This window comes from Embleya sp. NBC_00896, assembly GCF_045207785.1.
Classification (GTDB): Bacteria; Actinomycetota; Actinomycetes; order Streptomycetales; family Streptomycetaceae; genus Embleya.
Map to the genome: position 1 here is coordinate 3,737,427 of NZ_CP108776.1, position 20,478 is coordinate 3,757,904.

Here is a 20,478-nt window from a genome sequence, read left to right on the forward strand (position 1 = left end):
GCCCGTCTTTCCCGTCTTTCCGCTTCCCGTCAGGTGGTGTCGCGGGTCAGGACAGGCCCGAGGCCCACGGGTAGGCCTTCAGGTAGGGGTCGGGCTTGACCGGCGCCCCGGAGTTCCAGACCTCCTTGATCAGGCCGTCCGGCTGGACCACGCCGATCCGCGCGGTCTTGTACACGTGCTGGGTCGCGCCGTCGATGGTGACCTTGCCTTCGGGCGCGTCGATCGAGACACCGTCGGAGGCCTTCCGGACCGCCTCGGGGTCGAAGCTCTGCGCCTTCTCGACGGCGGCCTTCCACAGGTAGACCGAGTTGTAGCCGGCCTCCATCGGGTCGGAGGTCACCTTGTCCGCGCCGTACTTCGCCTTGTAGGCGGCGACGAACTCGGTGTTCCTGGCGTTGTCGGTGGTCTGGTAGTAGTTCCAGGCGACCGGCTGGCCGGCGATGTTGCCCGGGCCGATGCCGCGGACCTCCTCCTCGGCGACGCTGACCGAGAGCACGGGCATGCCGGCCGCGGTGATGCCGTTGCCGCGCAGCTGCTTGAAGAAGGCCACGTTGCTGTCGCCGTTGAGGGTGTTGAACACCGCGTCGGGCTTGGCCGCCTGGACCTTGTTGATCAGCGTGCTGTACTCCGTGTGGCCCAGCGGGGTGTACTCCTCGCCGACGACTTCCATGCCGTTTTCCTTGGCGTACGCCTTGATGATCTTGTTGGCGGTGCGCGGGAAGACGTAGTCGCTGCCGACCAGGAAGATCTTCTTCTTGCCCTGGCTCTTGAGGTAGTCCAGGCCCGGCACGATCTGCTGGTTGGTGGTCGCCCCGGTGTAGAAGATGTACGGCGAACTCTCCAGGCCCTCGTACTGCACAGGGTAGAAGAGCAGCTGCTTGTTCTTCTCGAACACCGGCAGCATCGCCTTGCGACTCGCGGAGGTCCAGCCGCCGAAGGTGACCGCGACCCTGTCCTTGGAGATCAGCTTCTGCGCCTTCTCGGCGAACGTCGGCCAGTCGGAGGCGCCGTCCTCGGTGACCGGCGAGATCTTCTTGCCGAGCACTCCGCCCTTGGCGTTGATCTCGTCGATCGCGAGCAGGACCGAGTTCTTGACGGTTACCTCGGAGATGGCCATGGTCCCGCTGAGCGAGTGCAGGACGCCGACCTTGACGCCGTCGCCGCTGACATCCGGCCCGGAGGCGCCCTTCTTGGCGGTGCTTTCCTCGGCGGCGCAGGAGGTGACGAGCAGCGCGGCCAGCGACATGGCCGCTATTCGAGCCATGTGGCCGTAAGCCGTAATTTTCCGCACGATGCCGGGACTCCTTCGGTTCCGGGGGATGACGTCCCAGAGTCTGGCGAGGTGCGGTTTCCCGGCCGAGTCGTGATTGTTAAGCGCTCATTGCTGATTCCCGACACAGTCAAGCGCCCGGTTTGAGAGGTATGGTCCGTCCTATCCCCGTACAGTCCTGAGTGAGCCGCCCGGCACGATCCATAGCGCCCAAAGGCGCAGTAACCTCTGTCACGGCCGCACCGATCTCTAGGAGCTCTTACATGTCTTTGCGCCTGAGGACGCTCACCGCCGAGGAGCACCTCGCCTTCATCAAGGGCAGGCCCTCCGTGAGCTTTCTTCAGTGCCCCTCCTGGGGCGCGGTGAAGAGTGAGTGGCGATCCGAGAGCATCGGTTGGATCGACGAGTCGGGCGCCGTCGTGGGCGCGGCGCTGGTGCTCTACCGGCAGCTGCCGAAGATAAAGCGTTACCTGGCGTACATGCCGGAGGGACCGGTCATCGACTGGTTCGACGGCGACCTGCGCAAGTGGCTCGACCCGATGCTCGCGCACCTCAAGAGCCGCGGCTCGTTCTCGGTCAAGATGGGCCCGCCGGTGGTGATCGCCCGCTGGGAGGCGGACACGATCAAGAAGGCGATCGCGGCCAAGTCGGCGAACCGGCTGCGCGATCTGCCCCCCGACTGGACCGACGACCGCGGCGCGGAGTTGGAGCGGCAACTGCGCGGCCTGGGCTGGCAGCAGGACGCCACGGGCGGCGCCGGCTTCGGCGACGTGCAGCCGCGCTACGTCTTCCAGGTACCGCTCGTTCGGCGCAGTCTCGACGACGTGCACGCCGGCTTCAACCAGCTGTGGCGGCGCAACATCAAGAAGGCCACGAAGGCCGGCGTCGACGTGGTCCAGGGCGGCTACGACGACCTGCCCGTGTTCCACGAGGTGTACAAGGTCACCGCGGTGCGCGACCACTTCACGCCGCGCCCGCTGGCCTACTTCCAAGGCATGTGGAAGGCGCTCAACGCCGAGGACCCCGAGCGCATGCGGCTGTACCTGGCCAAGCACGAGGGCGAGGTGCTCGCCTCCACGACGATGGTCACCGTCGGCGACCACGTCTGGTACTCGTACGGCGCGTCGGCCAACCACAAGCGCGAGGTGCGCCCCTCGAACGCGATCCAGTGGCGGATGCTGCGGGACGCGTACGCGCTCGGCGCCTCCGCGTACGACCTGCGCGGGATCAGCGACACGCTGGACGAGAACGATCACCTGTTCGGGCTCATCCAGTTCAAGCTCGGCACCGGCGGCCAGGCCGTCGAGTACCTCGGTGAGTGGGACTTCCCGCTCAACAAGATGCTGCACAAGGCACTCGACATGTACATGTCACGCCGCTGACGCAACGCCGACGACCCCGGTCGTCGGCTGTACGTGATCGCCGCGGCGCAGCCGACGCCGCGTGTTCCGCCTCCGCCCTGCGTTCCCAAGGGCACGTCCCGCACACGGAAGGCCCCGAAACGCCCATGTCGCTCACGCTCTACGTCGACGCCGCCCGCTGGCGCAAGCACCAGGACGAGGTACGCGACACGTTCCCCGGTCTCGTGCCGGTGATGAAGGGCAACGGGTACGGGTTCACGAACCCGCGGCTGGCCGAGGAGGCCGCCCGCATGTGCGTGGACACCGTCGCCGTGGGCACCACGTACGAGGCCGCCGTGGTCAAGGACCACTTCGACGGCAAGGTCATGGTGCTCACGCCCTACCTGCGCGGCGAGGAGGCCGTCCCGCTGCCGGACCGCACCATCCGCACGGTCTCCTCGGTCCAGGCCGCGCGCGACCTCGTGGGCTGTCGGATCGTCGTCGCGTGCATGACCACGATGAAGCGGGACGGGGTCACCGAGGAGGAGCTGGTCAAGCTCCGCACCGGGATGGACGACGTGCGCCTGGAGGGCTTCTCGCTGCACCTGCCGCTGGATCACCCGGACGGGTACGACCCGGTCGCCGAGGTGGAGGCCTGGGTCGAGCGGCTGCGCGCCGCGCGGTTGCCCGTGCGGTCGATGTACGTCAGCCACCTGACCGCGGCCGAGCTCCAGGTGCTGCGCGAGCGGCACCCGAACACCGAGTTCCGGCCGCGGATCGGCACCGACCTGTGGCTCGGCGACCACGACGCGCTCGCGAGCCGCGGCACCGTGCTCGACGTGGTGCGGATCGCCCGGGGCGAGCGGTTCGGCTACCGCCAGCGCAAGGCGCCCAGCGACGGCCACCTGATCGTGGTCAGCGGCGGCACCGCACAGGGCGTGGGCCTGGAGGCCCCCAAGACCGTGCGCGGCGTCATGCCGCGGGCCAAGGGCGTCGCGCGCGCGGGCCTGGCCACGGTCAACCGCTCGCTGTCCCCGTTCACGTGGGCCGGCAAGCAGCGCTGGTTCGCCGAGCCGCCGCACATGCAGGTGAGCCTGCTCTTCCTGGCGAACGACGTGGCCCCGCCGAAGCCGGGCGACGAGCTGGAGGCCGCGCTGCGGCACACCACGACGCACTTCGACCGGATCGCGATCCGCTGACCCGATCCACCGAACCACTCCGAAGCGGCCTCGGGGCCGGCGGCACCCGCCCGCCGACCCCGAGGCCGTTCGCCGTCCCGCCGTCCCCGCGGTCCCTCAGCCGCCGACGCGGACCGGGGGCGAAGCCAACACGAGCACGTCCGGCGCCCGGTCGAGCACGCCCCCCGAGGGGTCGTCGCTCCCGTCCGCACGCACCGGGTCCCGCTCCGGCCGCAGGATGTCGCGCACCACCACGAGGCAGATGTACGCGGTGCCCAGCAGGTGCAGCAGGATCACCACGTGGTACGCGTTCTGCGACAGGCCCTTGCCGGAGAACGACGCGATGTACATCCACACGCCGATGAAGTAGGTCACCTCGCACGCCTGCCAGATCAGGAAGTCGCGCCAGCGCGGCCGGGCCAGCACCACGAGCGGGATCATCCACAGCACGTACTGCGGCGAGTAGACCTTGTTGGTCAGGATGAACGCCGCCACCACCAGGAACGCCAGCTGGGCGAAGCGCGGCCGGCGCGGCGCGCACATCGCCAGCGCGGCGATCCCCAGACAGCACAACACCAGGGTCGCGGTGACGAGTTCGTTGAGGTACTCCAGCGGTTGGCCGTCACCGCGCTGCTGGATGATCAACCAGATCGACCCGTAGTCGGCGGGGCGGTCCTGGCTGAACGTGTAGAAGAGCTTCCAGCCCTCGCGGATGTACCAGTCGCGCCGCTCGTACCAATGGCCGTCGTAGACCAGCATCACCGGCAGGTTCACCACCAGCCAGGACACGATCGCCGCCGCCGCGGTCTTGGCGAACGGGACCAGCCGGCCCGAGCGCAGACACAGCAGGAACAGCGGCGCCAGCAACAGCACCGGATACAGCTTCGCCGCCGTCGCCAGCCCGATCATCACGCCGGCCACGACCACGTGGCTCCGCGCCCACGTCCACATCGCGACCGCCGTCAACGCGACCGCGACCATGTCCCAGTTGATGATCCCGTTGAGCGCCAACGCCGGCGCGCACGCGAACATCGCGGCGTCCCAGGGCCTTCGCCCGGAGGTCCCCTTGACCGCGATCACGGTCACCACCGTGCAGGCCATCATGATCATCGCGTTGATCATCACGAACCACAGCTGCTCGTCCTGGATGTCACCGCCGATCGCCCGCGCGATCGTACCGGCGAACGCCATCACCCCGCCGGTGATGACCGGGTACTCCAGGAACTTCATGTCCTTGTCGCCGGTCTCGTCGAAGTACGGGATCTTCCCGTCCGCGAAACCGCGAGTGGTGTACAGGTGCGGCATGTCGCTGTAGCACGCGTGCGAGTACTGGGTGGTACCCGAGAACCAACCACCGTCGTAGCAGGGCTTCTTCTGCATGATCCCGAGCGCGAAGCACACCACGGCGAGCAGGATCAGCACCCGGACCGGACTCCACCACCGGTCGGCCACGAAACGGATCCGGCGCCCCGCCGGTCCGCCCACGAGCTCACTGCCCGTCCGCAGCACCGGATCGTCGTGCGTGGGCAGGACGGGTTCGGTCGATGTCGGCGTCATGGCGCCCATCCTCTCGCGCTCCCCGAGGAGGCTGCCCTCGCCGGCCGGATACGACAACGCGTGCCCCATCGCCAGTGCGATGGGGCACGCGTAAGGCTAAAGCCTCTCAGCGACCACGGCCGCCGAGAATGAACCCATTCGAACCATTCCCGCGGGTCGTACCCTGGGATCCGCCCTGGGGATCACCCCCCGGGTCCGTGGTGGACGGTGGGCGGGAAGAGCTCGGCGGTCGGGTGGTGTTTCCACCGGGACCTCCGCTGTTGCCCTGCGAACCCCCCGTGGCGGGCGCCGTCGACGAGGCCGGCGGACTGGTCGGCGGAGCCGTCGACGAAGCCGGCGGGGTGCTCGGCGTCCGGGACGTCGGCGGCGGGGACGTCGGCGGCAGGGTCGCGCTGTCCTGCTTGCCGAACTTCTCTCCGGGCGTGGCGAAGTCCGACGAAGGAGTGCCTTCCAGCGCCTTCTTCATGTAGTCGGTCCACACCAGCGTCGGCACCGCGCCACCGTGCACCGATCCGCCGCCGCCCATGCCCTCGAGCGACAAACGGACGTGAGTGTTGGGGTCCTCGCGGAACAACGCCACCGAGGTGGCGAGGTTGGGCGTGTAGCCCACGAACCACGCCGACTTGTTCTCGTCGGTGGTACCGGTCTTGCCGGCCACCGGGCGATTGAGCGCCTTGGCGGCCCGACCGGTGCCGTCGCCCTTCTCGTTGTCGACGACCTTGGTCATCACCTGGTTGACGGTGTCCGCGACGTTCTTGGGGAACAGCTGCTTGGTCTCGCGCTTGGGCAGTTCGACCTTGGATCCGTCGTGCGTGACTTCCTTGATGTAGTACGGGTCCGCGTGCAGGCCGCGGGCCGCGAACGTCGCGTACGCCTCGGCCATGTCCAGCGCGCTGGGCGGCGCGACACCGAGCGCTATCACCGGGTCCGCGGCGAAGTCGGAGAGGTTCTCCGGCAGCCCCGCGTCGATCGCGACCTTCTTGACCTTGTCCGCCCCGACGTCGGCGGCGAGTTGGAGGAAGACGGTGTTGACCGACTTCTCCATGGCCCTGGTGATGGTGACCGGACCGTAGTTCGTGCCGCCCTCGTTCGGCGCCAGGTATTCCTTGCCGGACTTGCTGTCCTTGTAGATCTGACCGTTCGGCAGCTTGATCGGGATCTTGCTGTCGCCGTTGTAGATGCTCTCCGGACCGATCGGCCCGTCCTTGCCGCCCTCGCGCAACGCCGCCGCGAGGACGAACAGCTTGAACGTCGAGCCGGCCTGGATGTCCCGTCTGACCGCGTCGTTGAACTCCTGCTGGACGAAGTCCTTGCCGCCGTACAGCGCGACCACCGCCCCGTCGCCCGGGACCACCGACGCGAGACCCGTTCGGACGTACCGGTCCGCGTCGTTCTTCTCGGGCTTGAGCGTGTCCGTCACCTGCGCCTGGACCGCGGCCACCGCCGCGTCCTGCTTGGCCTTCTCGAACGTGGTGACGATCTTGTAGCCGCCGCGCGCGAGATCGGCCTCGGGGATGACGTTGTTGCTCTTGAGGTACTGGTCGGTCACCTTCATCAGGTAACCGGCCTGACCGGCCTTGTTCGCGGCGGGCTTGGGCTTGTTCGGCATCGGGAACTGGAGGCCGTCGCGCTCCGCCTTGGGCAGCCAGCCCTCCTTGACCATGCCGTCGAGGGCGTAGGACCAGCGGCCCTTGACCTTCTCGAGCTGGCTGGGGAACTCGATGACGTCGTAGATGCCCGGCGCGTTCAGCACGGTCGCCAGATAGGCGCCCTCGGCGACGTTCAGCTCGCCGACGCTCTTGCCGTAGTACGCCTGCGCCGCGGCCTGTATGCCGTAGGCGTTGCGGCCGTAGTAGGCGGTGTTGAGGTAGCCGACCAGGATGTCGTCCTTGCGCATCTGCCGGTCGACCTTCAGCGCGATGAAGATCTCGCTGAACTTGCGCTTGAAGGTGCGCTCCTGGGTCAGGTAGGTGTTCTTGACGTACTGCTGGGTGATGGTCGAACCACCCTGCGTCGCACCACCCTTGACCATGGTGACCCCGGCCCGCAGCAGGCCCTTGGGCGAGACGCCGGAGTCGGTGTAGAACGACCGGTTCTCGGCGGCGATCACCGCGTGCTGCACGTGCTTGGGAATCTGGTCCACCGTCACGTTCTGCCGGTTGACCTGCCCCGTACGGCCGATCTCGGTCTTGCCGTCGGCGTAGTAGTAGATGTTGGACTGATAGGTCGTGTTCGCGTTCGGGTCCGGGACCTCCACCATCGCGTACGCGAGAGCCGCCAGGCCCATGAGCGACGCGAAGAAGAACAGGATCATCGCCAGGATCTGCTTGAAGGACGGCAACCAGCGGCGCACGCCGGTCTTGCCGAACCTCGGGTAGTCGATGAACCGCTTCTTCCTGCCCGGCGCGGGAGTGCCCCGGGACCGGGATCGTCCGCCGGACGCGCTGCCATTGGCCGCGCGTCGGCCGCCGCGGGCGGCCTGACGGGCCTCCACGCGCGAGAGCGGGCGCTCTTCGTCGCCCCCTCCGGACTCGGCGGGCAGCGAGGAACCACCGGGTGGCGTGCCGCCCCCGGCCCCGCTCGCACCCCCGGAATGCGAGTCACCGCGCCCCTCGGGACGCGGCTGCTGTGATCTACGGCGATGTTCACTCATGCGTTCGCTACTCCTCGGCCGTACGACGCGGAGGTCGGACGCACGGGTCGTGGCTCTCCGCTCCCCAGGACGCACACGCGAGGGGGGCGGTTCCGCAGGAAGCGGGGCTTGAGGTACCACACGGCGGAACAGACTACGCGGATCCGCATTCGCGACCCCACCGTGACCTGCCTGTGACCCGGGTCACCGGGCGCCGTCTTGCCGGCACACGGCAAGAAGACCTATCGTCTCGATGTATCGGTTCGATACATCGAGCCGGTATATCGAGCCGGGGGCGCAGGAGCCCCGGCCGGACATGAGGCCGACTGCGACCGTATCCCACGGTCTCGGGCGGACCCGCGTGCGGTCCGGTGACGCAGTGGATGGAGGAAGGCGATGAGCAGGCGCGGTGGCGTCCTCGAATTCGCGATCCTCGGTCTCCTGCACGACTCCCCCATGCACGGCTACGAGTTGCGCAAGCGGCTCAACACCGTGCTCGGCTCGTTCCGTGCCATCGCCTACGGCACCCTCTATCCGTGCCTCAAGTCCCTGTTGGAACGGGGCTGGCTCGCGGAAGAGGTTCCGGAGGCGCCGGCACTCGCCGGAAGCAAGCGATCGCGCATCGTGTACCAGCTGACGGCACAGGGCAAGGAGCACTTCCAAGAACTGCTGTCCGAGTCCGGGCCCTCGGCCTGGGAGGACGAGAACTTCGGCGTGCACTTCGCCTTCTTCGGTCGAACCGACCACGAGGTGCGCATGCGTATCCTCGAAGGTCGGCGCAGCCGGCTCGAGGAGCGCCTCGACCGGGTGCGCGGGTCGCTGACCCGGACACGGGAGAAGCTCGACGGTTACACCCTCGAGTTGCAGCGACACGGCTTGGAGTCGGTCGAGCGCGAGGTGCGCTGGCTGAACGAGCTCATCACCGCCGAGCGGCACTCCGGAGCGACTCCGGGCGCCGCAGGCACCGAAGGCACGGTCGATCCGTCCGCGGACGACGACCGACCTCGGACCCCCACCCAGGACGTGGCCTCGGACCCGTCCGCATCCAACAACTGAGGTCGCCGGTTCATGGCGACTTCGTCGAGACCACAGGGAGCAACCGGAATGGGTTCGGTTCGCGTAGCCATCGTCGGCGTAGGCAACTGCGCCGCTTCGCTGGTGCAGGGCGTCGAGTACTACAAGGACGCCGACCCGAACAGCCGCGTCCCCGGCCTGATGCACGTGCAGTTCGGCGAGTATCACGTGCGTGACGTCGAGTTCGTGGCCGCCTTCGACGTGGACGCCAAGAAGGTCGGCTTCGACCTCTCGGACGCCATCGGTGCCAGCGAGAACAACACGATCAAGATCTGCGACGTGCCGCCGTCGGGCGTCAACGTCCAGCGTGGTCACACCCTGGACGGTCTCGGCAAGTACTACCGCGAGACCATCGAGGAGTCGACCGAGGCCCCGGTCGACGTCGTCAAGGTCCTCAAGGACCAGGCCGTCGACGTCCTCGTCTGCTACCTCCCGGTGGGCTCCGAGGACGCGGCGAAGTTCTACGCCCAGTGCGCCATCGACGCCAAGGTCGCGTTCGTCAACGCTCTTCCGGTCTTCATCGCCGGTACCAAGGAGTGGGCGGACAAGTTCACCGAGGCCGGCGTGCCGATCGTCGGTGACGACATCAAGTCGCAGGTGGGCGCCACGATCACGCACCGCGTGATGGCGAAGCTCTTCGAGGACCGCGGTGTCCTCCTCGAGCGCACCATGCAGCTGAACGTCGGCGGCAACATGGACTTCAAGAACATGCTCGAGCGCGAGCGCCTGGAGTCGAAGAAGATCTCCAAGACGCAGTCCGTCACCTCGCAGGTCGACCGTGACCTCGGCGCGGACAACGTGCACATCGGTCCGTCGGACTACGTCGCCTGGCTCGACGACCGCAAGTGGGCGTACGTGCGCCTCGAGGGTCGCGCCTTCGGTGACGTCCCGCTGAACCTCGAGTACAAGCTCGAGGTCTGGGACTCGCCGAACTCGGCCGGTGTCATCATCGACGCCGTGCGTGCCGCGAAGATCGCCAAGGACCGCGGCGTCGGTGGCCCGATCCTGTCGGCGTCCTCGTACTTCATGAAGTCGCCGCCGGTGCAGTACTTCGACGACGAGGCCCGCAACTCGGTCGAGGCCTTCATCAAGGGCGACATCGAGCGCTGACCCGCTCCTCGCACGCGTAAGACCGTGTGACCGAATGCCCGGCTCCCTTCGTGGAGCCGGGCATTCGGCGTTCGCCCGGAGCCGGCCGGTTCCCCACCCGAACGGGCCGGCTACGGTGGGCGGCGTGGCCCTCATCCGTGATCTGCGCTCGCTGCTCGGGCTGCGCGACTTCCGTCGGCTGTTCGCCACCCGGCTGACCTCACAGCTGTCCGACGGCGCCTTCCAGGTCGCGATCGCGGGGCAGGCGTTCTTCTCGCCGGAGAAGCAGACCTCGGCGGCGGACATCGCGACCGCGTTCGCGGTGCTGTTGCTGCCGTATTCGCTGGTCGGGCCGTTCACCGGCGTGCTGCTCGACCGGTGGCGGCGGCGTCAGGTGCTGGTGCGCTGCAACCTGCTGCGAGCCGTACTCGTCGCGGTGACCGCGGGACTCGTCCTGGTCGGGGTGCCCGACACGGTGTTCTACGGGGCCGCGCTCGTGGTCCTGTCGGTGAACCGGTTCGTCCTCGCGGGGCTGTCCGCCTCGCTGCCGCGTGTGGTGCCCGCGGAGCGACTGGTGACCGCGAACTCGGTGTCGCCCACGGCCGGGACGGTCGCGGCGGCGATCGGCGGCGGGTCGGCGGTGCTCGTGCACGCGTTCATGTCCGAGGGGTCGGGCGCCACCGCGCTGGTGATCCTGGTGTCGGGGCTGCTGTACCTGGGTTCGGCGGCGGTCGCGGCCACCATGGCGGTGGATCTGCTCGGCCCCGATCCCGACCGGATCCTGCCCGGTGTGCGGGACGCGGTGCGCTCGGTGGCGCGCGGGCTCGCGGAGGGCGCCGTGCACGTGTGGAAACGGCGGGCCCCCGCGCACGCGCTGGCCGCGGTCACCGCGATGCGCTTTTGCTACGGCGTGCTGACCGTGATGACGGTGCTGCTGTGCCGCAACACGTTCAACGATCCGGCCGACACCGACGGCGGTCTCGCGACGTTCGGGATCACGGTGAGCGTGTCCGCGCTCGGCTTCTTCGCCGCGGCCGTGGGCACCCCGGCGGTCACCGCGCGGATCGGGGTGCCGGCCTGGATCGGCACCTGCGCGCTCGCGGCCGCGGTGTGCCAGGCGGCGCTCGGTCTGCCCTTCGCGTTTGCCCCGATGGTCGTGGGCGCCTTCCTGCTCGGGGTCACCTCGCAGGGCGCCAAGATCGGCGTGGACACCATCGTGCAGACCACCGTCGACGACGCGTACCGCGGCCGGGTCTTCTCGGTGTACGACGTCCTGTTCAACGTCGCGTTCGTCGGCGCCGCCGCCGTGGCGGCGCTCGGGCTGCCCGACGACGGTCGCTCGCCGACCGTCCTGCTCGGGGTCGCCGGGGTCTACGCGCTGACCGGTGTCCTGTACACGATGGCGTCACGTCGGCACCCTCCGTTGCCGGTCGGAGGCACTCAAGTCGACAGTCGCCGGCTGTAATATCCCTTTCGCGGGGATATTCGGCTTATTTTGTGCGTCTCCATGGCCAGGAAATTACCTCTGGGTAGTGCATTGGCGAGGCCGAAGTTCTAACCTGCACATCCAGCGACTTTCGGCTCCTCTGGAGATACTCCGTGCCCAACAATGCCGATTCGGGTGAAAACGATCCATTGCCGTACATACCGGCGTGGACCGAGAACACTCCGCCACATGGATACGTGATCCCCCCGGAGCCGGTCGGCCCGCACGTGCCGGCCGTCCGACAGGCGCCGGTCGAGGGGCGCGCGTCCCGCCGGGCGGCGGCGCCGGCCAAGCGGTCCCGGCGCGGTTCGCTGATCGTGCTGATCGTCGTGCTGCTGCTCGGCGGGGTCGCCGGCGGCGCGTGGTGGTACGTGGGCAAGGAAGCCGAGCCGAGGATCCACGAGGGCGACTGCCTGGCCGACAGCGCCGACATCGACCAGAGCCCGGTGAAGTGCGAGGACCAGGCGGCCCGGTTCATCGTCGTCGAGCGCGTGCAGGGCACGACGTTCTCCGGGGTCTGCGACTCGGTGCCCGGCAACACCGTCGCCCTGCCCTCGGATCCGACCGTGGAGAGCTACGTGCTGTGCCTGGCGGCCAGAAAGTAACGCGTTCGGAACCGGAATAGCTCCCGTATGTCCGTTATTTCGCTCACAATCGTCGCGGACAAGGGTAATCCCCGCTGCGCGTGTCCGGCTGGGCCCCTAGTGTTCGGGACTGTCTCACCAGTCCCCTGCAACGGAGATAGCCCCCATGTCCAATCCCTTCCCGCCCGGCCCCAGTGACCCCCAGCAGCCGAACCAGGGTTGGAACCAGCAGCCGCAGCAGCCGGGCCAGCCCCAGCAGGGTTGGGGTCAGCAGCCGGGCCAGCCGCAGGGCATGCCGGGTCAGCCCGGTCAGCCGCAGGGCGGGTTCCCGCCGGGCGGCTACCCCCCGCAGGGCGGCCAGCCGGGCTTCTACGGTGGCCCGCCGCCGCCCGCGCCCAAGAGCAAGGCCAAGAAGATCGTCCTGATCGTCGTCGCCGTCGTCGTCTTGGGCGTCGTCGCCCTGTTCGCGATCGGGAAGCTCGGCGGGGACACCGTCGACAAGGCGAAGGTCGGCGACTGCGTCACGGGCACCAAGAACAAGAGCCCGAAGGTCGTCAAGTGCTCCAGCAACGACGCCGCCTTCAAGGTCGTCGCGAAGTTCACGGACTCCTCCGACACCGAGAAGTGCAACGCGGACGACATCGCCCGTAAGGGCTCGGTCCTCGGTCTCTACCGCAAGGGCTCGGACAAGGGCCTGCTCTGCGTCACGGTGACCGAGCACACCACCCCCGCGGCGTTCGACGGCGTCCCCGGGGCGAGCCAGTTCACCCCCGAGGTCATCGCCAAGCTGCAGAAGGTCGTCGCCGACGGCAAGGTGACCGACGAAGAGCTCGCCTCGCTGGGCGACGAGGAGTAGCAGCCCCCTCGCCGCACCCTGGCGGTCCGCTCACGCGTCCCCGTGGGCGGACCACCACTCGCGCAGTGCCGCGACCGCCGTGTCGTGGTCCATCGGCCCGTGTTCGAGGCGCATCTCCAGCATGTGCCGGTACGCCCGGCCGACCAGCGGCCCCGGCGGTACCTCCAGCAGCTTCATGATCTCGTTGCCGTCCAGGTCGGGGCGGATCGAGTCCAGCTCCTCCTGGTCGGCGAGCTGCGCGATCCGCTCCTCCAGGGAGTCGTAGGCGCGCGCGAGCATGACCGCCTTGCGCTTGTTGCGCGTCGTGCAGTCCGACCGGGTCAGCTTGTGCAGCCGGTCCAGCAGCGGGCCCGCGTCGCGGACGTACCGGCGCACCGCCGAGTCGGTCCACTCGCCCGTGCCGTAGCCGTGGAAGCGCAGGTGCAGTTCCACCAGGCGCGTGATGTCGTCGGTGACGTCCTTCGGGTACTTCAGCGCCTTGAGCCGCTTGCGCGTCATGTGCGCGCCGACCATCTCGTGGTGGTGGAACGAGACCCGGCCGTCCGGCTCGAACCGCCGCGTGCGCGGCTTCCCGATGTCGTGCAGCAGCGCGGCCAGGCGCAGGATCAGGTCCGGCTCACCCGGCGTCTCCAGGGCCATGGCCTGTTCCAGCACGATCAGCGTGTGCTCGTACACGTCCTTGTGCCGGTGGTGCTCGTCCACCTCGAGCCGCAGCGTCGGCAGCTCCGGCAGCACGTGCCCGGCGAGCCCGGTCGAGACCAGGAGTTCCAGGCCCTTGCGCGGGTGGTCGGACACGATCAGCTTGTTGAGCTCGTCCCGGACCCGCTCGGCGGAGACGATGTCGATCCGCTCGGCCATGTCCCGCATCGCCGCGACGACCTCGGGAGCGACCTCGAAGTCCAGCTGCGCGGCGAACCGCGCGGCCCGCATCATCCGCAGCGGATCGTCGCCGAACGACGCCTCCGGCGTGCCCGGCGTACGCAGCACGCGCGCCGCGAGGTCCTCGAGCCCGCCGTGCGGGTCGACGAAGGTGATCCCCGGCAGCGCGACCGCCATCGCGTTGACCGTGAAGTCGCGGCGGACCAGGTCGTCGTCGATCGAGTCGCCGTAGGAGACCTCCGGCTTGCGCGACGTGCGGTCGTACGCCTCGGAGCGGTACGTCGTGATCTCGATCTGGTAGTCGGGCGAATCCGCGAGCTTCTTGCGGCAGCCGACCGTGCCGAACGCGATCCCCACGTCCCACACCGAGTCCGCCCACGGGCGAACGATCGCCAGCACCTGTTCGGGGCGCGCGTCGGTGGTGAAGTCGAGGTCGTTGCCGAGCCGGCCGAGCAGGGCGTCCCGCACCGAGCCGCCGACCAGCGCGAGCGCGTGTCCGGCCGCCTGGAAGCGGCGGGCGAGGTCGTCGGCGACAGGCGCGACGCGCAACAGTTCGGTGACGGCGCGGCGCTGTACGGCGCTCAGTTCGCCGGTGGCCGGCGGATCGTCCGGGAGGGGTGTGTTCTTGGCGTTCGGCACGGGAGACAAGGTTACGGGTCGTTGCCGCGCGTCTCGCGCGGTTTATCTTCGCGACGGCGTCCGCGAGCGCCCACACGCCGGGACGCGATGGGGTGATCATGGCGTTCTGGCGTGGCGTGTGGCGCACTAAGCTTGGCGGATGCCTTCCGAGACCACGCCGCCGCGCCGTCGGCTGCAGGTGGTCGAGGAGACGTCGGCGGGTGGTCTGGTGGTCGATCGACTCACGTTGCGCGCGGCGCTGATCGCGCGCCGGGATCGGCGCGGCCGACTGCTGTGGTCGCTGCCCAAGGGTCACATCGAGGACGGCGAGAGCGCGGTCGAGGCCGCGCTGCGCGAGGTCGAGGAGGAGACCGGCATCGTGGGTCGAGTCCTGGCACCGCTCGGGGTGATCGACTATTGGTTCACCGCGCCGGATCGGCGGGTGCACAAGACCGTCCACCACTACCTCATGGAGGCGGCGGGCGGGGATCTGTCGGACGACGACATCGAGGTCGAAGCGGTGGCTTGGGTTCCGCTCGGCGCGCTCTCCGCGCGCCTCGCCTACCCCGACGAGCGGCGGTTGGTGACGCTCGCCCCGGAGTTGTTGGCGGACAGCGCGTGAGAGGCCGCCGATCCCGGTCCGGGGCAAGGATGATCATGGTGCGCGGACGCGCCCTGGGGGTGCTCGTCCTGGCCCTGGTGCTCGCGGCCGGCCTGCTGGGGATGGTGCCGCCGCTGCGCGCGCACACCGCGGCGGCGGCCGACGGCCAGGCGGTCCAGATCCTGATCACCAGGATGACCCCCGTGGTGAAGGCCGGGGGCACCATCGCCATCGAGGGCCAGGTGGTCAACACCGGCACCAAGCCCGTCGACCAGGTCGAGGTCGCCGTGCGGCTGCGCACCTCGGAGCCGCTCTTCCGCAGCGGCATCGCCTCCGCGCAGGACGCCCAGTCCAGCGGCTCCCTGCTGCACGATCCCAAGCCCGTCGTCGTGCGCAACCTGGCCCCCGGGCCCGGCGCGGCACAGCCGTGGTCGTTCAGCTTCCGGGCCGACCCGCTGGGCCTGGGCGAAGCCGGCGCGTACCCGCTCGCGATCGAGGCACGGACCGGCGGCAAGACGAGCGGCTCGGCCCGTACCTTCCTGCCGTGGATCCCGAAGAACGGGCTCAAGGACGTCAAGAGCGTGCGGGTCGGGATGCTCTGGCCGCTGGTGGATCGCCCGCACCGGGACGGCACCACACTCGGCGACGAGTTCCAGACGCCGGTGTTCCGCGACGACGACCTCGCCGGACTGCTCGCCGACAAGGGGCGGCTGTCCGACCTGGTGAACATCGGCACGGGGATGAAGGTCGACTGGGCGATCGACCCCGACCTGCTCGACTCCGTCGCCGCGATGGCCGGCGGGTACCGCGTCGCGCCGCCCGGCAGTCTGGACCCGGACGAGCCGAAGAAGTCCCGCGACGGCAAGACCGCGAACGCCGAGGACGCGGCCAAGGCGACCCCGAACCAGATCGCCGACACGGTGGCCGGTGCCGGCGGTCCGCTCGCCGCCTCGTGGCTGGATCGGCTCAAGGCCGCGCTCGGCGGCGGATCCGTGCTCGGGCTGCCCTACGGCGACACCGACCTCGCCGCCGTGGCGCACGCGCTCGACGCCGGGAAGATCGACCTGCGCCCCCAGCTGACCCAGGCCCGGCAAAAGTCCACCGACGTCATGCAGCGGACCCTGAACCGGCCCGTACGCACCGACGTCGCCTGGCCCGCCGGGGGCGCGCTCGACCAGTCGATCATCAACCTCGCGGTCGGCAGCGGCGCGACCACCGTGCTCGCGTCGGGGGCGAGCCTGCCGCCGACCCGGGATCTCAACGTCACGCCCCTGGCCACGGCGACGCTGCCCGGCACCGACGGCAAGGGCACCGCGCTCGTCACCGACCCGGCGATCGACCGGATCCTGGCCGCCGACGCCAAGGCACCGGGCCAGCAGGTCCTGGCCACCCAACAACTCGTCGCCGAGCTGCTGACGATCGCGCTGCAGGAACCGACGCTCAAGGCCTCACGCAGCCTGTTGATCACGCCGCCGCGCACGATGGACGCGGCGCTCGCCACCGTGCTCAAGAACGTCATGACGGCCTCGGCCGACTGGACCGACAGCGTGACCCTGGCCGAGCTGGCCACCGAGCCCGCTCCGCTCCCCGCGCGCAAGCTCGCCGGCTACCCCAAGGACGTCAGGGCGAGCGAACCGTCCACGCCCTACCTCACCGAGACCCACAACCTCGCCCGCTCGACCGGAACCTTCGCCTCGATCCTGAGCAAGCCGGAGCGGGTGACCGGCCCGTTCGACCCGGCGGTGCTGCGCCTGCTCTCCACGCAGTGGCGCGGCGACCCCAAGGCCGCCGACCACTATCGGCTCGGCGTCACCCGCAGCCTGCGCGAGCTCGAATCGCTGGTCTACATCATCCGAAGAACCGGTGTGACGCTGTCCGGTGACGAGGGCAACATTCCGGTCACCGTGGTGAACAACCTCCAGCAGCCGATCACCCTCCGGATCGCGGTGACGTCGCACCAGCCCAACCGGCTCGAACTCGGTGAGCCGATGACCGTGACCGTGCCCGACGGGCACCGGCGGGAGTTTCGGATCCCGGCCAAGTCCGCCGCGAACGGCAAGGTCATGGTGGACGTGCGAATGCTTTCGCCGGATGGGGAACAGTTCAAGACCCCAGAGTCGTTCTTCGTGAACACCACCACCATCGACGGCCTGACCCGCTGGATCATCGGCGGGCTCGCCTTCCTCCTCGCGCTGTTCTCGCTCCGGGCGTTCCTGCGCCGGCGCCGGGAAGCGGCTCTTGCCGAGGAGTCGAACGGCGAGGATGGTGAGGACCCCGACGATCCGCCGTCGGGTCCCGACGCCTCGGGCGGTTCGCCCGCGGATCGGACATATCCGCCATCCGGGTGGCCGCCACAGCACCCCGTGGCGGCTCACGGTGGCGGAAACGGACCGTCCGATCCGGCCGACCCGCGAGGACACACACCGTCACGATCCACGACCGACCGCCCCGAATGAGAAAGTGGGCACCGGACACTCAACCTGACCGAGAAGACGAGGGCCCGCCCGCATGAGCGACCGGAGCGACGAACGTCAGCCGTACACCGGCGGCTCCGCCGAGCCGGACGACGGCGCGCACGACGATCCCTACCGGGGTCGCCCGCCCGCCGATCCCTACCTACAGCAGTACGTCGACCCGTACGGGCAGCCGGTCGATCCCTACGCCGAGCAACCCCCGGACCCGTACGCGCAGCCGGGCGATCAGGGTTATCCCGACCCGAACGCGCCGCAGCCGGGCTACGGCGCGCCGGAATACCCGCAGCCCTCGTACCCCCAGTCGGAGTACGGGCAGCAGGAGTACCAGCAGCCGGAGTACCCGCAGCAGCAGGGCGGCTACCAGGGCCAGGGCGGCTACGGATCGGGCCCCGATCAGGGGTACGTCGATCCCTACGGTTCCGGCTCGGGCGCGGGTGTCTACGACGCGTACGGTCAGCAGCAGTCCCAGCAGCAGTCCCAGCCGTCCGGGCAGGACGGCGGCGCGTGGTTCCGGGACGAGCTGAGCGACCCGCCGGCGAACGACCCGTACGTCGGCGTGGACGAGCTCTTCACACCCGAGCCGCCGCAGCAGTACGACCCGAACGCGCAATACGACCCGAACGCGCAGTACGGCGGCGGCGGATACGGCTCGGGCGACCCGTACGGCGAGCAGCAACACCAACAGCACCAACAACAACACCAACAGCCACACCAGCAGCAGCCGCCCGCGCCGCCGCAGAACTACGCGCAGCAGGCGCACCAGCAGCAGGCGTACGTCCCGCAGCAGCCGACCCCGCAGCAGGGTCAGGGCGGCTGGGGCGACTACGACCGCCCCGGTGGCTGGCTGATGGACCAGACGCTGACCGGGATCAACCTCGGCCTCGCCGGCGACATCGCGGGCATGCCCTCCTACACCGAGGCGTACCAGCGCTACGAGACCCAGCACCGAGCCGAGGCCGCCGCCGCGTCGATGTCCGCGAGCGCGGTCCTGGACGCCCCGCCGGTCCCGCTGAACCCCTCCACGTCGCCCGTCTACCGGATGCCGGGTTCCGGCGCCGAGGAGCGGATGGCCGGGATCCCGGTCGGCGGCGAGGGCAGGAAGGGCAGCAAGCTCGGCGGGATAATGCGGTCCTCCGCCGTGATGGCGGCGGGCACGATCGTGTCCCGCATGACGGGCTTCGTCCGCAACCTGGTCGCGGCCGCGGCCCTGGGCACCGCGATCCTGGCGAACACGTACAACGTCGCCAACACGATGCCGACGCTGCTCTACATCCTGGTCGGCGGCGGCGCGCTGAACGCGGTCTTCGTCCCGCAGCTCGTGCGCGCGATGCGCCAGGACGACGACGGCGGCGAGGCGTACGCGAACCGCCTGCTCACGCTGGTCATGACGGTCCTGGCGGGACTGGTGGTGATCGCCTGGCTCGGCGCCCCGCTGCTGATCCGGGCGTTCGCGAACTCGCTCGCCAAGCACCACCAGGACTACGAACTCGCGATCACGTTCGCGCGCTACTGCCTGCCCATCATCTTCTTCATGGGCCTGCACGTGCTGTTCGGCCAGATCCTCAACGCGCGCGAACGCTACGGCCCGATGATGTGGACCCCGGTCCTGAACAACATCATCATCATCGCCACGTTCGGGCTGTACATCTGGGTGGCCGGCACCGCGCAGAACACCGGTCAGAACTCGGACACCATCACGCCGGACGAGATCCGCCTGCTCGGTCTGGGCACGCTGCTCGGCATGATCGTGCAGTCGATGGCGATGATCCCGTACCTCAGGTCGGCCCGGTTCCGCTTCCGACCGCGCTTCGACTGGCGCGGGTCCGGCATGGGCAAGGCGCTCGGGCTCGCGAAGTGGACGTTCCTGTTCGTGCTCGCGAACCAGGCCGGCTACCTCGTGGTGACCCAGCTCGCGACCGCGATCGACGTCAACGCGCGGGACGAGAACATCCAGTTCGGCGTCGGCTTCACCGCGTACAGCAGCGCACTGCTGATCTGGCAGCTGCCGCAGGCCGTGATCACCGTGTCGGTGATGACCGCGATGCTGCCGAGGATGAGCCGTGCCGCGGCCGACGGCGATCTCGCGAGCGTGCGCGGGGACATCTCGTCCGGCCTGCGTCTGTCGGCGGTCGCGATGATTCCGTGCGCGGCGATCTTCGTGGCGCTCGGGCGGGACATCGGCGGCTTCATCTTCGCGCCGACGGGCGTGGAGAGCGCGCATTGGATCGGCTACATGCTGATGGCGCTCGGCCTGGGACTGATCCCATACTCGGCGCAATACGTGCTGCTGCGCGGGTTCTACGTCTACGAGGACACCCGAACACCCTTCCTCAACACGGTGTGGATCGCGGGCGCCCAGGCGGCGTTCGCGGGTCTGGCCTTCATCGCGCTGCCGACCAAGTGGGCCGGTGTCGGCATCGCCGGCGGCTACAGCCTCGCCTATCTGGTGGGCGTGGCACTGGCCGCGCAGCGGCTCAAGAAGCGGCTCGGCGATCTGGACGGCCGCCGGGTGACCCGGACCTACACCCGACTGCTGATCGCCGCGGCGTTCGGCGGAGTCGCGGCGTTCTTCGTGGCGCGCGTGTGCACGGGCCACTTCGGCTCCGGCATGGGCGGCTCGGGGATCGCGGTGGGCGCGGGCATCGTGACGATGTTCGTGGTGTTCTTCATCGCGGCCAACCGCATGCGGGTCGAGGAGATGAGCGCGATGACCGGGATGATCAAGGGCCGACTCGGCCGCTGACCGCCGGCGCCCGCGCCGGGCGCGGCTCCCGGCGCACATCCCCGGGAGCGCGCCCGCACGAGGAATTCGGCGGGCGGAACACGGTGGGATGTACCAC

Annotated in this window: 14 protein-coding genes; 10 read left to right on the top strand and 4 right to left on the bottom strand. The window is 69.3% G+C overall.

Going from position 1 to position 20,478, the window contains the following annotated elements:
• Positions 1-46 precede the first annotated feature (46 nt).
• Positions 47-1,264, bottom strand: coding sequence for an urea ABC transporter substrate-binding protein (gene urtA, locus OG928_RS16940; RefSeq protein WP_406291032.1), 1,218 nt, complete (start codon positions 1,262-1,264; stop codon positions 47-49).
• A gap of 269 nt (positions 1,265-1,533) precedes the next feature.
• On the opposite strand from urtA, the gene OG928_RS16945 reads away from it, so the two are divergent.
• Positions 1,534-2,652 (top strand): lipid II:glycine glycyltransferase FemX, encoded by a 1,119-nt coding sequence (locus OG928_RS16945; RefSeq protein ID WP_406284482.1) that lies wholly within the window; start codon positions 1,534-1,536, stop codon positions 2,650-2,652.
• 125 nt (positions 2,653-2,777) lie between these two features.
• Positions 2,778-3,809: an alanine racemase gene (locus OG928_RS16950; protein WP_406284484.1), complete on the top strand. Its 1,032-nt coding sequence runs from the start codon at positions 2,778-2,780 to the stop codon at positions 3,807-3,809.
• A gap of 96 nt (positions 3,810-3,905) precedes the next feature.
• On the opposite strand, the gene OG928_RS16955 is transcribed toward OG928_RS16950, so the two are convergent.
• A complete protein-coding gene (locus OG928_RS16955; protein WP_406284485.1) occupies positions 3,906-5,345 on the bottom strand; it encodes a glycosyltransferase family 87 protein in 1,440 nt (479 codons plus the stop codon).
• Positions 5,346-5,451: 106 nt separating this feature from the next.
• Positions 5,452-7,998 carry a transglycosylase domain-containing protein gene (locus OG928_RS16960; protein WP_406284487.1) on the bottom strand — a complete coding sequence of 849 codons (2,547 nt, stop codon included), beginning with the start codon at positions 7,996-7,998 and terminating at the stop codon, positions 5,452-5,454.
• Positions 7,999-8,373: 375 nt separating this feature from the next.
• Between OG928_RS16960 and OG928_RS16965 the strand changes: the two genes are divergently transcribed.
• The 5 genes from OG928_RS16965 to OG928_RS16985 all read left to right on the top strand — a co-directional run bounded on the left by OG928_RS16965 (position 8,374) and on the right by OG928_RS16985 (position 13,066).
• Positions 8,374-9,033, top strand: coding sequence for a PadR family transcriptional regulator (locus tag OG928_RS16965; protein ID WP_406284489.1), 660 nt, complete (start codon positions 8,374-8,376; stop codon positions 9,031-9,033).
• A 48-nt stretch (positions 9,034-9,081) separates the two neighbouring features.
• The gene (locus tag OG928_RS16970) at positions 9,082-10,161 is read left to right on the top strand and encodes an inositol-3-phosphate synthase (RefSeq protein WP_406284491.1); all 1,080 of its coding nucleotides are present in this window, start codon (positions 9,082-9,084) and stop codon (positions 10,159-10,161) included.
• A gap of 124 nt (positions 10,162-10,285) precedes the next feature.
• Entirely contained in the window at positions 10,286-11,605 is a 1,320-nt protein-coding gene (locus OG928_RS16975) for an MFS transporter (protein WP_406284493.1), read from the top strand.
• Between the two features lie 218 nt (positions 11,606-11,823).
• Positions 11,824-12,231: a hypothetical protein gene (locus OG928_RS16980; protein ID WP_406284494.1), complete on the top strand. Its 408-nt coding sequence runs from the start codon at positions 11,824-11,826 to the stop codon at positions 12,229-12,231.
• Between the two features lie 145 nt (positions 12,232-12,376).
• Entirely contained in the window at positions 12,377-13,066 is a 690-nt protein-coding gene (locus OG928_RS16985; RefSeq protein ID WP_406284496.1) for a hypothetical protein, read from the top strand.
• 30 nt (positions 13,067-13,096) lie between these two features.
• On the opposite strand, the gene OG928_RS16990 is transcribed toward OG928_RS16985, so the two are convergent.
• Positions 13,097-14,584 (bottom strand): CCA tRNA nucleotidyltransferase, encoded by a 1,488-nt coding sequence (locus OG928_RS16990; protein ID WP_406284498.1) that lies wholly within the window; start codon positions 14,582-14,584, stop codon positions 13,097-13,099.
• A gap of 139 nt (positions 14,585-14,723) precedes the next feature.
• Here OG928_RS16990 and OG928_RS16995 point away from each other — a divergent pair, with 139 nt between their 5' ends.
• The 3 genes from OG928_RS16995 to murJ are packed head-to-tail and all read left to right on the top strand — an operon-like array spanning position 14,724 to position 20,381.
• Positions 14,724-15,185 (top strand): NUDIX hydrolase, encoded by a 462-nt coding sequence (locus OG928_RS16995; protein ID WP_406284500.1) that lies wholly within the window; start codon positions 14,724-14,726, stop codon positions 15,183-15,185.
• A gap of 35 nt (positions 15,186-15,220) precedes the next feature.
• Complete coding sequence (locus OG928_RS17000; protein ID WP_406284502.1) at positions 15,221-17,620, top strand: DUF6049 family protein; 2,400 nt, start codon at positions 15,221-15,223, stop codon at positions 17,618-17,620.
• A 52-nt stretch (positions 17,621-17,672) separates the two neighbouring features.
• Positions 17,673-20,381, top strand: a complete 2,709-nt coding sequence (murJ, locus tag OG928_RS17005; RefSeq protein ID WP_406284504.1) for a murein biosynthesis integral membrane protein MurJ — start codon at positions 17,673-17,675, stop codon at positions 20,379-20,381.
• Positions 20,382-20,478: the final 97 nt, after the last annotated feature.